This window comes from Sphingomonas larreae, from assembly GCF_051400595.1.
In the GTDB taxonomy this organism is placed as follows: domain Bacteria; phylum Pseudomonadota; class Alphaproteobacteria; order Sphingomonadales; family Sphingomonadaceae; genus Sphingomonas.
Genome location: NZ_JBLFFI010000001.1, coordinates 220,201 through 235,716 on the forward strand (window position 1 = coordinate 220,201; position 15,516 = coordinate 235,716).

At 69.6% G+C, this 15,516-nt stretch carries 12 protein-coding genes; 8 read left to right on the forward strand and 4 right to left on the reverse strand.

From position 1 onward, the window contains the following. The first annotated feature begins 99 nt into the window (after positions 1-99). Positions 100-1,440 (forward strand): cryptochrome/photolyase family protein, encoded by a 1,341-nt coding sequence (locus tag ACMGDM_RS01020; protein ID WP_436802279.1) that lies wholly within the window; start codon positions 100-102, stop codon positions 1,438-1,440. A gap of 10 nt (positions 1,441-1,450) precedes the next feature. Continuing rightward, positions 1,451-2,662, forward strand: coding sequence for a class I SAM-dependent methyltransferase (locus tag ACMGDM_RS01025; protein ID WP_436802280.1), 1,212 nt, complete (start codon positions 1,451-1,453; stop codon positions 2,660-2,662). Positions 2,663-2,808: 146 nt separating this feature from the next. Here the strand turns inward: ACMGDM_RS01025 and ACMGDM_RS01030 are convergent, their stop codons facing one another. From ACMGDM_RS01030 to ACMGDM_RS01040, 3 genes are all read right to left on the reverse strand, one after another. Continuing rightward, positions 2,809-3,516 (reverse strand): SDR family NAD(P)-dependent oxidoreductase, encoded by a 708-nt coding sequence (locus tag ACMGDM_RS01030; protein ID WP_436802281.1) that lies wholly within the window; start codon positions 3,514-3,516, stop codon positions 2,809-2,811. 5 nt (positions 3,517-3,521) lie between these two features. Beyond that, positions 3,522-4,979, reverse strand: coding sequence for an amidophosphoribosyltransferase (gene purF / locus ACMGDM_RS01035; RefSeq protein WP_436802282.1), 1,458 nt, complete (start codon positions 4,977-4,979; stop codon positions 3,522-3,524). A gap of 156 nt (positions 4,980-5,135) precedes the next feature. Next, a complete protein-coding gene (locus tag ACMGDM_RS01040) occupies positions 5,136-6,185 on the reverse strand; it encodes a histone deacetylase family protein (RefSeq protein ID WP_436802283.1) in 1,050 nt (349 codons plus the stop codon). Positions 6,186-6,242: 57 nt separating this feature from the next. On the opposite strand from ACMGDM_RS01040, the gene ACMGDM_RS01045 reads away from it, so the two are divergent. The 6 genes from ACMGDM_RS01045 (at position 6,243) to ACMGDM_RS01070 (ending at position 12,113) form a co-directional block, all read left to right on the forward strand. Then, positions 6,243-7,244: an alpha/beta hydrolase gene (locus tag ACMGDM_RS01045; RefSeq protein WP_436802284.1), complete on the forward strand. Its 1,002-nt coding sequence runs from the start codon at positions 6,243-6,245 to the stop codon at positions 7,242-7,244. A 488-nt stretch (positions 7,245-7,732) separates the two neighbouring features. Next, positions 7,733-8,224 (forward strand): RNA pyrophosphohydrolase, encoded by a 492-nt coding sequence (locus tag ACMGDM_RS01050; protein WP_436802285.1) that lies wholly within the window; start codon positions 7,733-7,735, stop codon positions 8,222-8,224. 37 nt (positions 8,225-8,261) lie between these two features. Beyond that, positions 8,262-9,464 carry a hydrolase gene (locus tag ACMGDM_RS01055; protein ID WP_436802286.1) on the forward strand — a complete coding sequence of 401 codons (1,203 nt, stop codon included), beginning with the start codon at positions 8,262-8,264 and terminating at the stop codon, positions 9,462-9,464. Further along, complete coding sequence (locus ACMGDM_RS01060; protein WP_436802287.1) at positions 9,461-10,480, forward strand: arginine N-succinyltransferase; 1,020 nt, start codon at positions 9,461-9,463, stop codon at positions 10,478-10,480. The genes ACMGDM_RS01055 and ACMGDM_RS01060 overlap by 4 nt, the downstream gene beginning before the upstream one ends. A gap of 2 nt (positions 10,481-10,482) precedes the next feature. Further along, positions 10,483-11,730 carry an N-succinylarginine dihydrolase gene (locus ACMGDM_RS01065; RefSeq protein ID WP_436803603.1) on the forward strand — a complete coding sequence of 416 codons (1,248 nt, stop codon included), beginning with the start codon at positions 10,483-10,485 and terminating at the stop codon, positions 11,728-11,730. 89 nt (positions 11,731-11,819) lie between these two features. After that, positions 11,820-12,113 (forward strand): hypothetical protein, encoded by a 294-nt coding sequence (locus tag ACMGDM_RS01070; protein WP_436802288.1) that lies wholly within the window; start codon positions 11,820-11,822, stop codon positions 12,111-12,113. Positions 12,114-12,344: 231 nt separating this feature from the next. Here the strand turns inward: ACMGDM_RS01070 and ACMGDM_RS01075 are convergent, their stop codons facing one another. Further along, positions 12,345-15,383: a TonB-dependent receptor domain-containing protein gene (locus tag ACMGDM_RS01075; RefSeq protein WP_436802289.1), complete on the reverse strand. Its 3,039-nt coding sequence runs from the start codon at positions 15,381-15,383 to the stop codon at positions 12,345-12,347. Positions 15,384-15,516: the final 133 nt, after the last annotated feature.

The following is a 15,516-nucleotide window of genomic DNA, read 5'->3' on the forward strand; positions in this document are numbered from 1 at the left end:
AACCCCGATCTTCACCGGGACACGAGCCATGCAGGCGCCGAGCTCCACCGCCCAACCTGGATCAGGAACCAGCCTCCGCCCTGGAACGTAACCCTCGCGATGACCGACCTTTTATGGCTGCGCCAGGATCTCCGCCTCCACGATCAGCCCGCGCTGGTCGCTGCTGCGCACAGCGGTGCGGTGATCCCCGTCTATGTGCTCGACGACGAGGCGCCCGGTGCGTGGAAGATCGGCGGGGCGCAGCGCTGGTGGCTGCACCACAGCCTCGCCGCGCTCGCGGGTTCGCTCGAGGACAAGGGCAGCCGGCTGATCCTGCGCCGCGGCAGGGCCGCCGCTGTGCTGCCGGCGCTGCTCGACGAGACCGGCGGCGAGCGCGTCCACGCCGTTCGTCACTATGAGCCTTGGTGGCGTGATGCCGAGGCAGCGCTCGGCGACCGGCTCTGCCTGTATGACGGCAATCACCTCACGCGCATCGAGGAGGTCACCACCGGCAGCGGCGCACCCTACCGCATCTATTCCTCGTTCTGGAAAGGGCTACAGCCCCAGCTGCCGCCGGAACGGCCGCTCGCCGCACCGGACACCATCCCCGCGCCAGCCGTTTGGCCGAAAAGCGACTCGCTCGCCGACTGGGCGTTGCTGCCGACCACGCCCGACTGGTCGGGCGGGTTCGACTGGACGCCCGGCGAGGCGGAAGCGCTCCGCAAAGTTCAGCAGCTCGCCCTCAACGGCTACGAGGAGCGCCGCAACCTGCCGGGCGAGGAAGGGACGTCGCGGCTCTCGCCGCACCTCCACTTCGGCGAGGTGTCGCCACGCACGGTCTGGCACGCCACCGAGGGCGCCGACATCACGTTTCGCAAGGAACTGGCGTGGCGCGACTTCACCGATGGCGTGGTGAGCGCGCTGCCCGATTACGCCGATGTCAACGGTCGCCGCCGCTACGATACGCTGCCGTGGCGCCGCGGCGAGGCGGCGCAGCGCGACCTGCGCGCCTGGCAGCGCGGGCGCACCGGCTATCCGATCGTCGACGCCGGCATGCGCCAGCTGTGGCAGAGCGGCTGGATGCACAATCGCGTGCGGATGATCACCGCCTCGTTCCTGGTGAAGCACCTGCTGATCGACTGGCGCGAGGGCGAGCGCTGGTTCTGGGACTGCCTCGTCGACGCCGATTACGGCAACAATTCGGTCAACTGGCAGTGGATCGCGGGCACGGGGGTGGACGCCAACATGTTCGGGCGGATCATGGCGCCGATCGGCCAGTCCGAGAAGTTCGGCGCGGGCGACTATATCCGCCGCTGGGTGCCCGAACTGGAGCACCTGCCCGACGCCGCGATCCACGATCCCGAAGCGGCGGGCTGTCGGCCGAGCGATTATCCGGCGATGCTGATCGGGCATCGCGAGGCGCGCGAACGCGCGCTGGCGGCGGGAAAGAAGGTGCGATAGGCGGCGCGGCATGGACGCCGCGACGACCCGCCCTCCCCCCGCCGATCTCGGCACCCGGATCCTGTCGCCGCTGTTCCACCGCATCCTCGACCGAGTCGACCGCGGGCTCGTGACGGGGGCGATCGAGGCCGAGCTGCCCGACGGCACGCGGCGGCTGCTCGGCGGGCAGGAGCCCGGCCCCTTCGCCGCGGTGCGGGTGGTGCGCTGGCGCGCCTTGTGGCGGCTGGTCAGCGCGGGCTCGATCGGCTGGTATGAGGGCTGGGAGGCCGGCGACTGGACCAGCCCCGATCCCGTTCCCGTGTTCGACCTGTTCATGCGCAACCGCGCCGCGCTGGGCGATGTCGCGCGCGCCAAGCGTGGGGCGAAGCTGGCGGCACGGCTGTTCCACCGCTTGCGCCGCAACGATCGCGGCGGCGCGCGGCGCAACGTGGCGGCGCATTACGATCTCGGCAACGACTTCTATCGCGAGTGGCTCGACGAAACGCTGACCTATTCGAGCGCGCGCTACGACGCGCCGGACGAGCCGCTGGCCGCGGCGCAACGGCGAAAGCTGGCGGCGATCCTCGCGCGCACGGGGGCGGCCGCGGGCCAGCAGGTGCTCGAGATCGGCTGCGGCTGGGGCTCGTTCGCGGCGACCGCGGCGGCAGCGGGCGTCGGCGTCCACGCGCTGACGCTCTCGACCGAGCAGCGCGACCATGTCGCCGCGCGCGGGCTGCCCGGCGTCAGCGTGGCGCTGTGCGACTATCGCGACGTCACCGGCGTGTACGACGGGGTCGCGTCGATCGAGATGGTCGAGGCGGTCGGTCCGGATTACTGGCCGGCCTATTGCGCGACGCTCGCGCGCGTGCTGCGCCCGGGTGGCCGCGTCGCGCTCCAGCTGATCGCGATCGCGGACGACGTGTGGGACGCTTATGCCGGCGGGGTCGACTTCATCCAGCGCTACATCTTCCCCGGCGGGTCGCTGGTGTCGGTCAGCCGCTTCAAGGCGATCGCCGCGGCGCACGGGCTGGCGTGGCAGGACGAGGAGCGGTTCGGGCCCGACTATGCCGAGACGCTGCTCGAGTGGCGCCGCCGCTTCGACGGCGCCGCCGCCGAGGGTCGGCTGCCGGCGCGGTTCGACGCGCGGTTTCAGCGGCTGTGGCGCTATTATCTGATGTATTGCGAGGGCGGCTTCCGTGGCGGCGGCATCGACGTGCTGCAGGTCACGCTGGTTAGAAACTAGTGCGGCGGCAGCCTTTCCCCGTCACCCCGGATTTGTTCCGGAGCCTATTTATCCGCGCGCCCCACGCTCGTGAGATCGGCGGTCGGGTGGATCCCGGAACAAGTCCGGGATGACGGAAGAGTGTTGCGGCGGGGCTAACCTGAAGATCACCCCACCCGCTCGCGATGGTTCGCCGCAAACCCGTCGATCGCCAGCGCCGCGATCCGCGCCGCGACCGCCTCGGGCGGCTTGACCGAGGCGGGGTCCTCGCCCGGATAGGCGCGCGCGCGCATCTTGGTCCGTGTCGCGCCGGGATCGAGCACCGCGACGCGTACCTTGCTCACCTCGGCCATCTCGTCGCCATAAGCCTCGAGCAGCGTCTCGAACGCCGCCTTGGACGCGCCATACGCGCCCCAAAAGGCCCGCGGCGTGCGCCCCACCGATGAGGTCACCCCGATCAACCGCGCGCCCGCGGAACGCCGCAGCATCGGATCGAACGCCTGGATCATCGCCACTTGTGCGGAGACGTTGAGCGTCAGCACCTGCGCCAGTTCCTTGGCGTCGATTGCGGGCACCGCGGCGAGCGAGCCGAGCATCGCGGCATTGAGCACCAGCACGTCGAGCGCCACCCAGCGCTCGCCGATCGCAGTGGCGAGCCGCGCGATCGAGTCGCTCTGCGCGAGGTCGAGCGGCGCGATCGTCGCCGAGCCGCCGGCGTCGAAGATCGCCTGCTCGACCTCCTCCAGCCCCGCCGCGGTGCGCGCGGTGAGCACGACATGCGCCCCCTCCGCGGCGAGCGCGATCGCGGTGGCGGCGCCGATGCCGCGGCTCGCGCCGGTGACCAGCGCGAGCTTGTCCGTCAGTGGCTTGCTCACGATGCTCAGTTCACCCGCTCGGCCAGCATCGCGAACTGGTCGACCGCGCTGCTCTCGTCATGGTCGGTCAGCGTGGTGGGATAGTCGCCAGTGAAGCAGGCGTCGCAATATTTCGGGCGGATATCGGCGCGGTGGCTCTCGCCCAGCGCCTTGTAGAGCCCGTCGATCGAGACGAAGGCCAGGCTGTCGGCATGGATGAAGTCGGTCATCCCGCTGAGGTCGTGCTTGGCCGCGAGCAGCTTGGCGCGCTCGGGCGTGTCGACGCCGTAGAAGCAGCTGTGCCGCGTCGGTGGCGAGGCGATGCGCATGTGCACCTCCGCCGCGCCGGCCTCGCGCATCATCTGGACGATTTTGAGGCTGGTGGTGCCGCGCACGATCGAATCGTCGATCAGCACGATCTTCTTGCCCTTGATCAGCGCGCGATTGGCATTGTGCTTCAGCTTGACGCCGAGGTGGCGGACCTTGTCCCCCGGCTGGATGAAGGTGCGCCCGACATAATGCGAGCGGATGATGCCGAGCTCGAACGGGATGCCCGACTGTTGCGCATAGCCGATCGCGGCGGGGACGCCCGAATCGGGCACGGGGATCACCAGATCGGCGTCCACCGGCGACTCAATCGCGAGCTGCGCGCCGATCTCCTTGCGCACCGAGTAGATCGAATGATCGTCGACGATCGAATCGGGGCGCGAGAAATACACCCATTCAAAGATGCACGGTCGCGCCGCCAGCTTGGCGAAGGGACGGATCGAGCGCACCTGACCGTTCTGCACGATCACCAGCTCGCCCGGCTCGACCGAGCGCTCGAACTCGGCGCCGACCACGTCGAGCGCGACCGTCTCCGAAGCGAAGATCACCGCGTCGCCGAGCCGGCCCATCACCAGCGGGCGGATGCCGAGCGGGTCGCGGCACGCGATCATGCCCTCGGGCGTCATCACGATAAGCGAATAGGCGCCCTCGATCTGCTTGAGCGCGTCGATGAACTTGTCGAGCAGCGTGCGATACTGGCTGGTCGCGACGAGGTGGATGATCGTCTCAGTGTCCGAGGTCGACTGGAAGATCGAGCCGCGCCGCACCAGCTCGCGCCGCAGCCGCATCGCGTTGGAGATGTTGCCGTTGTGCGCGATGGCGAAGCCGCCCGACTGGAGCTCGGCGTAGAGTGGCTGGACGTTGCGCAGCGCGGTCTCGCCGGTGGTCGAGTAGCGCACGTGGCCGCAGGCGACCTCGCCCGCGAGCGCGCGGATGATGTCGTCGCGGTCGAAATTGCCCGCGACATGACCCATCGCGCGATGCGTGTGGAAGTCATGGCCGTCGAAGCTGGTGATGCCCGCGGCCTCCTGGCCGCGGTGCTGCAGCGCGTGCAGCCCCAGCGCCACCAGCGCCGCGGCGCCCTCGGAGCCGGAGGCGCCGAAGATGCCGCACTCCTCGTGCAGATGGTCGTCGTCGAACGGGTTCGTGGTCAGCATGTGCGGAGGCTCGCCTGGTGCGCGGCCGCATATAGCGACTGTCGCGCGAATGTCATCCGGCTGTGGGCGCTTGCGGCGGAACCAAGTGGTATTTCGGGCGTGCGTGGGCACCGACCGATCCCCGATCGCGTCAGAACCCCTGCCTACCCCTCTCCGTCATCCCGGACCTGTTCCGGAATCCAGGGTGGCGCGTACAGCGACGCCGCCGCTCTCGCGGGAGGGTGGATCCCGGACCAAGTCCGGGATGACGGAGGATGGCGAGGCATACGGGCGACCAGTATCGGGTCTTCCCGCCGCGAGTGACCCGGCTCCCTCATAAACCGCCGCCAGCCGCTCGATTACCGCGACGTGGCGGCGCGCGATCGCCATCACGTCATCGCCGTAGCCGCCGCCCACCGTGCTCGCCAGCGGCACGCCGCGCGCCAGCGCCAGCCCCGCCACCAGCCGGTCGCGCCGCGCCAGCCCCGCGTCGCTCAGCGCGAGCCGACCGAGCCGGTCGCCGGCAAAAGGGTCCACCCCGCCCTGGTACAGGATCAGGTCGGGCCGTACCTCGTCGAGCAGCGGCACCAGCGTCTCCTCCAGCCGCGCCAGATAATCGTCGTCGCCCACCGCGTCGGGCAGCGCCACATCCACCGTCGAGCACGCCTTGCGCACCGGGAAGTTCTTCTCGGCGTGAATCGAATAGGTCGCGATCCCGGCATGACCGGCGGTGAGCGCGGCGGTGCCGTCGCCCTGGTGAACGTCGACGTCGACGATCAGGATCCGCTCCGCCGCGCGCTCGGCGGCGAGCCGCACCGCTGCCACCGCGAGATCGTTGAACACGCAATAGCCCGCCCCCGTCGTCGCGAGCGCGTGATGGCTGCCGCCCGCGGTGTTGGCGGCGAAGCCGTGCGCCAGCGCCAGCCGCGCCGCCAGATAGGTGCCGCCCGGCACCAGCGCGGCGCGGCGCGCCACCACCGCCGTCACCGGAAAGCCGATGCGTCGCTCTTTCTCGCGCGGCACCGCGGCGGCGAGCACCTCCGCGACATAGTCGGGATCGTGCGTCGCCTCGAGCCAGTCGCGCGGCATCGCCGCTGGTTCATGCCACGCTACCGCGGCGCCGCGCTCCAGCAGCAGGTCGCGGATCGCGCCGTTCTTGCCCCAGCGGTAGGTGCTGCGCGCGGGCGCCTCGGTGACATAGGCAGGATGGTGGACGACCCGGATCATCCGCCTAAGATAAGGCGAGGATCGCGGCGCGCCATCGCGCCCGCGGAAGGAACGCACATGATCGATCGACCTGCCCCGGCCACCGAAGGCGCGCCGTTCGTCCGCCCCGACGTGGCGGCTTTCCTGGCCTATCTGAACAACGTCCCGGGTCCGAAAATGCACGAGCTGCCGCCCGCCGAGGCACGCGCGATGATGGTGGCGATGAAGGACGTCGCCGACCTGCCGCGTGGCGAGCTGGCGGTGGTGCGCGACCTTACCTTTCCGGGCCCCGCCGGCATGGTTCGCGCCCGGCTGTTCGATGCGTGCGCGACGCGCGCGCCGGGGCCGGCGGTGGTGTTCTACCATGGCGGCGGCTGGGTGATCGGCGACCTCGACACTTATGCCAGCTTCGCCGCGGAGATGGCGCGCCAGCTCGACCTGCCGGTGATCTCGGTCGATTACCGCCTCGCGCCCGAGGCGCGCTGGCCCGCCGCGCCGGACGACGCCGAGGCGGCGGCGCGCTGGGTCGCGTCCGCGCCGGAAGCGCTCGGCCGCGGCGTCACCGCGCTGGTGCTGGCGGGCGACAGCGCGGGCGGCAATCTCGCGATCATCGTCGCGGCAGCGCTGCGCGACGCGCCCGCGGCGGTGCCGGTGATCGTACAGGCGCCGATCTACCCTGCCACGGACGCGAGCCGGCCCTATCCCTCGTTCGATGCCTTTGCCGAGGGCTATCTGCTCACCCGCGCGAGCATGATCTGGTTCAACGATCATTATGCCGGCGACCCGACGCACCCGCGCTTCTCGCCACTGCTGGCTGACGTGGCGGGGCTGCCGCGTGCAGTGATCGTCACCGCCGGGCTCGACCCGATCCGTGACCAGGGCCGCGCCTATGCCGCCGCACTGGCGCAGGCCGGAGTCGCGGTGACCTTCCGCGAGGCGCAGGGCATGATCCACGGCTTCATCACCTTGCGCCGCGCCATCCCCTCGTCGCAGGGCGACGTTGCCGGCTTCCTCGCCGCGGTGCGCGCCGCGATCACCGAGGCGGAAGGCGAGCGCGTGCTGCGCCAGGCGGCAGGATAAGAGGCGGCGGGTGCCGCCCCTGCTTCGCTCCCCCTTCAACGAGCAGACTCCACGTACATCCTCGCCGTCGCTGCCGCCGCCCGACCACGCAGCCGAGTGTCGGGTCAGCCTGTCCTACGCGACGTTCGCGTGCCATGCCGGCCACGCTCTGTCTCACCGTCAACCAACAACTCCGCGCCGTGTTCAAGCGACGTGGCGCCTGATGACGCGCCATCGCTCCAACATCCCTCAACATTCGCGCCGCGCCCGCGTCGCGGCGCTCCAACATTCCTCAACATTCGGCAGCGCCGTCATCGCGCCTCAACCCATCAAATCGCGGCGGCGCCGTGCGTCAAGCAACTGCTTCCGCGACGATTTTCGCATGGCTCCGCGCTCGCGCCGCCACGCCGTCGCTCCAGCGCGAACCCGCGCCGCACCTCAACATTCTCAACATTCGCGCCGCGCACGCGCGCTTCAACCCGCGCCCGCGCCGCGCTACAGCGGATCGCATGACCGATCCCACCGACCTCCCTTACCGTCCCTGTGCGGGCGTGATGCTGCTCAACCGCGAGGGCCGCGTCTTCGTCGGCCAGCGGCTCGATAACGTGCTGGAAGCATGGCAGATGCCCCAGGGCGGGATCGATCCGGGCGAGGACGCGCGGGAGGCCGCCGTGCGCGAATTGTGGGAGGAGACCGGCGTCACCGCGGACAAGGTGACGCTCGTCGCCGAGGCGCCGGACGAGCTCTTCTACGACATCCCGCCCGAGATGATCGGCAAGGTGTGGAAAGGCAAATACCGCGGCCAGCGCCAGCGCTGGTTCCTGTTCCGCTTCGAGGGCGAGGATACGGACATCCGCATCGATACGCCGCACCCCGAGTTCCGCGCCTGGCGCTGGGCCGACCCGGCCGACCTCCCCGAGCTGATCGTCCCGTTCAAGCGGCAGCTGTACCGCGAGGTGCTCGACGCCTTCGCTGCGCATCTCGATCTGCCCGCCGGCTGACTGGCCAGGCGCGGCCGACCCGGCTAGGCTGCGCGTCATGGGGGAATTGTCGAGAGCGGAACGCGGCGCCACCGAGCGGCTCGACGCGGCGCGGATGCTGGCGCGGGTCGAGAGCTGGGCGGCAATCAACAGCGGCACGCGCAACCTGGCGGGTTGCGCCGCGATGGCCGACGCGCTCGCGGACGCCTTCGCCGCGCTGCCCGGCGCGGTCGCATTGGTCGAACCGGGCGCGGCGGAGAGCGTCGCCGCGGACGGCAGCGTCACCGCCTTGGAGCATGGTCGCCACCTGCGCGTGACGGTGCGGCCCGACGCACCCGTCCAGCTGCTGCTCACCGGGCACCTCGACACCGTCTATCCGGTCGACCATCCGTTCCAGTCGCTGGCGTGGCGCGAGCCGGGCGTGCTCAACGGTCCGGGCGTCGCCGACATGAAGGGCGGGCTCGCGCTGATGCTGGAAGCGCTGCTCGCGGTCGAGGCGGAGGGCGCGCGCTTCGGCTATGAGGTCGTGATCAATGCGGATGAGGAAACCGGATCCTTGTCCTCCGCCGCGTTGCTGGCAGAGGCGGCGCGCGGCAAGGTCGCGGCGCTCACCTTTGAGCCCGCGCTGCCCGACGGGACGCTGGCGGGCGCGCGCGGCGGCACCGGCAATTTTTCGATCGTGGTGCGCGGGCGCGCCGCGCATGCCGGGCGCAACCCCGCCGACGGGCGCAACGCAGTGGTGGCGGCGAGCGCGCTGGCGCTGCGGCTCCACGCGGAGCGCTCGCCGCGGCTGGCGGTCAACCCGGCGCGGATCGACGGCGGCGGCCCCAACAACGTCGTCCCCGATCTGGCGGTGCTGCGCGTCAACTTCCGCCCCGCCGGCGCCGGCGAGATCGCCCGCGCCCAGGCCCTGGTCGAGCGTGCCGCCGCCGAGGTCGCCGCGGTGCACGAGGTGAGCGTCGCGGTGCACGGCGCGTTCAATCGCCCGCCCAAGCCGATCGACGCGGGCGCGGCGCGGTTGTTCGAGCTGGTGCGCGCGAGCGGCGCCGACCTCGGCCAGGCGATCGCATGGCGCGACACCGGCGGGGTGTGCGACGGCAACAACATCGCCGCGTGCGGGGTGCCCGTGGTCGACACGATGGGCGCGCGCGGCGGCGCGATCCACTCGGCGGAGGAATATCTGATCGTCGACAGTCTGGGAGAGCGCGCGGCGCTGTCTGCGGTGACGATGCTGCGGATTGCGGAAGGGGCGCTGGCATGAGCTTCGTGATCCGCGCCGCGCGCGCGGGCGACCTGCGGCACCTGTACGAGATGGCGAAGCTGACCGGCGGCGGCTTCACCAACCTGCCGCCCGACCGCACCGCGCTCGGCGCCAAGCTGGCGCGCTGCGCCGAGGCGTTCGGCCGCGACGACGCCACGCTGCGCGACGAATTGTTCGTGCTGATGCTCGAGAACACCGCCACCGGCGAGGTCCGCGGGACGTGTCAGCTGATCACCCACGTCGGCCAGAAGCACCCGTTCTACAGCTATCGCATCGGCACGCTGACCCAGCACAGCCGCGAGCTGGAACGCACCTTCCGCGCCGAGATGCTGACGCTCGCCACCGACCTGGAGGGGGCGAGCGAGGTCGGCGGTCTGTTCCTTCACCCCGGCGAGCGCGCCGGCGGGCTCGGTCTGCTGCTGGCGCGCAGCCGCTACCTCTTCATCCGCGCGCACCGCCAGCGCTTCGCCGAGCGCACCCTCGCTGAGCTGCGCGGGGTGATCGACGAGGCGGGCGGCTCGCCGTTCTGGGACGGACTGGCCGGGCGCTTTTTCGGGATGAGCTTCCAGCAGGCCGACGAGTTCAACGCCATCAACGGCCACCAGTTCATCGCCGATCTCATGCCCAAACACCCGATCTACACCGCGATGCTGACCGAGGGCGCGCGCGCCGCGATCGGGCTGCCGCACCCGTCCGGCCGCGCGGCGATGCGGATGCTGGAGCATGAAGGATTCGCCTTCGAGAATTACGTCGACATCTTCGACGGCGGTCCGACCATGACCGCGCGCACCGACCAGATCCGCACCGTGCGCGACGCACGCGACGCGACCGTGGTGGCGATCGCCGAGAGCGATGGCGGGGTGGAGGCACTGGTCGCCTCCGCGCGGCTGGGCGACTTCCGCTGCGCTTATGGCGCGGTGCGCGAGGTCGATGGCGGAGTTGCGCTCGATCCTGCCTGCGCCGCCGCGCTGGGGGTCACCACCGGCGCCACGGTCAGCTGGAGCCGGCGGATATGACGATGGTGCGCGAGATCAACTTCGACGGGATCGTCGGCCCGAGCCACAATTACGCCGGACTCAGCCCGGGCAATCTCGCCGCCACCGCCAACGCGGGTGCGGTGGCACATCCGCGTGCCGCGGCGCTGCAGGGCCTGGCCAAGATGCGCGCCAACCTCGCGCTCGGGCTGGTGCAGGGTGTGCTGCTCCCGCATCCGCGCCCCGATCACGTCTGGCTGGAGGCGCTCCACACCGATTACGCGTCCGCCGCGCCGTTCCTCCGGGCGCGCTCGCTGTCCGCTTCGGCGATGTGGGCGGCCAACGCCGCCACCGTCTCGCCCGCCGCGGACGCGGCGGACGGCCGCTGTCATCTCACCGTCGCGAACCTGTTGACGATGCCGCATCGCAGCCACGAGTGGCCGGCGACACTGGCACAGCTCCGCCTCGCCTTCGCGCATCCCGCCTTCGTGGTCCATCCGCCCATTCCCGCCCCCTTCGGCGACGAGGGCGCCGCCAACCATATGCGGCTGGGCGTCCGACACGATGCCGCCGCGATCGAGGTGTTCGTCTACGGCTCGGCGGGGGGCGCCTTTCCTGCGCGCCAGCACCTCGAGGCGAGCCGTGCGGTGGCGCGCGCGCACCAGCTTGATCCGGCGCGCACGCTGTTTGTGGAACAGGCCGAGGCCGCGATCGCCGCGGGCGCGTTCCACAACGACGTCGTCGCGGTGGCGAACGAGCGCGTGCTGCTGGCGCACGAACAGGCGTTCGCCGACGGTGCGGGTGTCTATGATGCGCTGCGTACGCTGCTGCCCGATGTCGAGATCGTCGAGGTGCCCGCCGCCGAGGTGAGCCTGGCAGACGCCATCGGCTCCTATCTGTTCAACGCTCAACTCGTCACCCCGCCGGACGGTACGACGACGCTGATCGTGCCGGAAGAAGCGCGCGCCAACCCGCGCGTGTGGCGCTGGATCCAGCGCCACCTCGCCGGCAATAGCGCGATCCGGCGCGTGACGGTGGTGGACGTGCGCGAGTCGATGGCGAACGGCGGCGGCCCCGCGTGCCTGCGGCTGCGCGTCGTCTGCGATCCCGCCACGGTCGACCCGCGCTTCCTGGTCGATGCGGCGCGGCTCGACGCGCTTGCCGCGGTGATCGAGCGTCATTGGCCCGACTCGATCGCCCCCGACGCCATCGGCGACCCGCAGTTGCTGGCGCGCATCGAGACGGCACGGCGCGCGCTGCTGGATCTTCTGGGGCTGGACGAGTTGGGATAAGCGCGCCGGAGCACGTCGGGGCGAACGATCGCATCCGCAACGCTGCTGACGTTGCAAGCTTGTTCAGCACTGGGACGTAGGACGGAGCGGTGACTCGCGAAACAACACCCCTCCGCCGCCGATCGGGCCGCGTCCTCGGTACGTGGCGCCGGTTCAAGCGGCTCTTCGCGGTCAAGACGAAGTTCGAGGCCTTCCTCGTCATCTACGCTCTGGCGACGGGGGCGACCGAACGCGGGCTCGGTTATGTCCATCGGCTGCCCGGAGCAAGCGGGTGGCTCATGTTCGCCGCGTGCACCGGAGTGGTCTTCATCGCGGGAGGCAAGATCATCGACGCGGTGGATCGTGACGAACACGACCGCGATGCCGGCGTTGGTGAGGTATGACAGCGCCAGAGCGACAGCTCCGGTCGACGTCGTTCGTGCTGCACGTCACCCGGCTCGCAGCTGATAGGGACGATCTGCGCGCCAGGCGCATTTCGATAACTCACCCCCATCATCGCCGCCATCCCGGCGCAGGCTGGGGCTCCGCTGGGAAGGCGCCGTGACGGTCACGTACGCTTCCACCTGGGCCCCGGCCTGCGCCGTTCGCGGGAGCCTCGACAGCTCCCGTCGCGATCAGAACTTGATCGTCGTGGCGATCGCGATGTTGCGGCCCAGCGAGTCGTAGCGCTGCGGGATCGTGTTGCTACGCGCCAGGCTGATATTGTACGAGTCCGGCACGATCGGCGCCGCCTTGTCGAGCAGATTGTTGGCGATCAGACGCAGCGAGAACTGCTTCGACACGGCGAAATTCAGCGCCAGATCGAAATAGTCGGCCGGGTCGACACGATAATAGTTGGTCAGCGCGCGCTCGGGCGTGCCACCGATCGCCGCGTCGCCCGAGTTGTTGGCGTTGGTCAGCGAGCCGACATGGCGCCAGTTGAGCGACGCGCCGAACTTCTGGTCCGGGGTGGTATAGGTGCCGCGCAGGCCGTGGCTCCACTTCGGGATCAGCTGACCGCAGCCGTTGCCATAATAGCCGGCGCAATTGCGCTCGGGCTGCACCGGCGAGTCCTGCCCGCCGGCGAAGGTGCTGAGCGAGCCGTTGAACGACATGTCGAACCGGCCGATCGTCTCCAGGTTGACCGTATATTGCGCCTGGAAGTCCCAGCCGCGCGCGATCGAGGAGTAATAATTGGTCGTACCCTGACGGATGTAGCCGGTGTCTGGCCCTGCCGCCGAGAACAACGTTCCATTGGGATTGCGCACGATGCCCTGACAGAAGAACTGGTCGCCGCCCGAGCGCAGGCAGCCGTCGGTGTAATAGCTGTAGTCGTTGTAGCCCAGCGAGTTGTCGATCTTGATGCGGTAACGATCGACCGAGAAGATGAAGCGCTTCAGGAAGCGCGGCTTCACCACGAGCCCGTACGTCTGGGTGTAAGCGGTCTCCGGATCGGCGGTGAAGCCGCCCGAGCGAACCGAGCAGGCGGCGGTACCGTTGGGCGTGCTGCCGTTGCTGCACAACAAGGTCTGGCTGCCGTAAAGCGCGTCGGACAGCCCGGTGGCGCGGCACACCTCGCGCGAGGCGATCGGCGCGCCATAAGAAACGCCGTTCGCGCCATTGGTGACGGTGGGCGCGCAGAAGTCGTTGAACGTGCCGCTGCCGCCCGAGGCGAACTCAATGTTGGTGGCCTGGCGGATCTCCACCACGGTCGGCGCGCGCTGCGCCTTGTTGAACGAGGCGCGGAAGGTCAGGTCGCTGATCGGCGCGTAGACGCCCTCCACCTTCCAGGTGTTGAAGGTCTTGGGATTGCTGCTGTACTTGGAGACGCGGAAACCGCCGTTGAGCTGCACCAGATCGGCAAAGGGTTTGTGCTCGACGAGCGGCGCCTGCACCTCGATATTGGCTTCCCAGACGTCCTGGCTGAGATAGGTGTCATTGCCGCCGAGCACGGCGCGATAAGCGCCGTCCGCGGTCGATTTGAGCGTATCCTTGCGATATTCGGTGCCCAGCGCGATCGCCAGTCCCTGCTCGGCGAACGGCGAGGTGATGCCGTACTTGCCCAGGTCGCCGGTCATATTGGCCTGGATGTCGTACAGCGTCCCGGTGGTCGCCGACGTGCCCGTGCCGAACAGATAGTTGATCAGCGCGGGATCGCTGTTGCCGGGGCTGAAGATGTCGAACGGCACGCAGCCCGCCGCCCCGCTCGCGCAGGTCGGCGAAGCGGCCGTCCCAGCGACGTTCACCGCATCCTGCAGCCGCCCAGGGATGGTGAAGCTGGGCGTATAATCCTGATGGTTGCGCGCGTAGACGCCGCCGATGTCATAGGTCCAGGCGTCGCCCACCTTGCCGCGCACGCCGCCGGTCAGCCGCAGGCCGGTATTGATATAGGTGTCCGGCCGGTCGCTGTTCTCGCCAAGACGATAGCGCAGATCGATCGGCACGCTGGTCAAGCCCGCGCCACAGCCGATCACGCCGGCCTGCGCCGCCGAGAGATACGGATTGGTGCAATTGACGTTGACCGTGCCGCCCGCGATCGTCGGATAATTGTTGTACGACTTGTCGCGGAACCAGATCGCGGAGGTGTAGAGTTCGGTATCAGAGCCGAGGTCGAGGCTCGCGAAGCCGCCCGCGTTCACCCGCTCCGACGGCCGCTGATAAGCGTAGCCGCTGAAGTAATTGGAGGCGTTGCCCTGGCCCGTGCCGAACGGCACGAAGGTACGGCTGCCATCGGGGTTGTTGACGAACTGCGCGCCCTTGTTGGCGCCCGCTCCCGGGGTGATCAGGCCGCTGGTTGAGCTGCTTGGCGTCAGCCCGCACGAGAGCGGGCCGTTGAGCGTGAGCTGGGTGAGATAGCAGCCCGCGTTCGAGCGCGACGTCATCGCGATCTCGTCAGTGTGGCGATAATTGACGAAGCCGCTCACGCGCAGCGCGCCGTCAAACAGCTTCTTGCCCGCGGTGAGCGTGACGTCGGCGCGACCGCCATCGTTGGTGAGCCCGCGCGGGCTGCTGAACCCGGCCGCACGCGCCAGCGGCGACACGATCGTGTTCTTATTCTGGTGATTGTAGAAATTGTAGTTGGCGTCGAGCTGCAGGCCTTCAAAGTCCTTGCGCAGGATGAAGTTGACCACGCCCGCGACCGCGTCCGAGCCGTAGACCGACGAGGCACCGCCGGTCAGCACGTCGACGCGCTCGAGCAGCGAGGTCGGGATGATGCCGGTATCCTGGCCGTTCTGCGTGCCGAGCCGCTTGCCGTCGATCAGCACCAGCGTGCGCTCGAAGCCGAGGCTGCGCAGCTTGATCCGCTGGCGCCCGTCGGAGTCGTTGTACGTCTGCTGGCTGTCCGGCGCGATCTGCGGGAGCCGGTTGAGCACGTCCTCGACGTTCACCGGCGCCTGCGCGCGGATGTCCTGCGTGGTCACCGAGGTGATCGGCGCGGCGGAGGTGACATTCGGTCGCTGGATGCGCGTGCCGGTGACCACCACGTCGCCCGGTGCGCTGGCGGCAGCGGCCTGGCCCTGCTCGCCCGCGATCGCGTCGGCCCGGTCGGCGGTCGCCTGCCCCGCGGTCTGCGTGCTCTCCGTCGGCGTGGTCGCCTGCTGGGCGGCGACCGGCGACGCCGCCAGCAGGGCCGCGGCGAGCGCCGCAAGGGAGACATGGTGCTGCGGCGTCATTGGAAGCCCTCTAATTTGTTTTCATTGGTAAAGTTCGCTTTTGCTGACGTTCATCATTCTGACACAAAGGTCAATACCTGACCGTACCACTGACCTGACCAATGTCGGCACAGGTTGCCAATCGCGACCGATC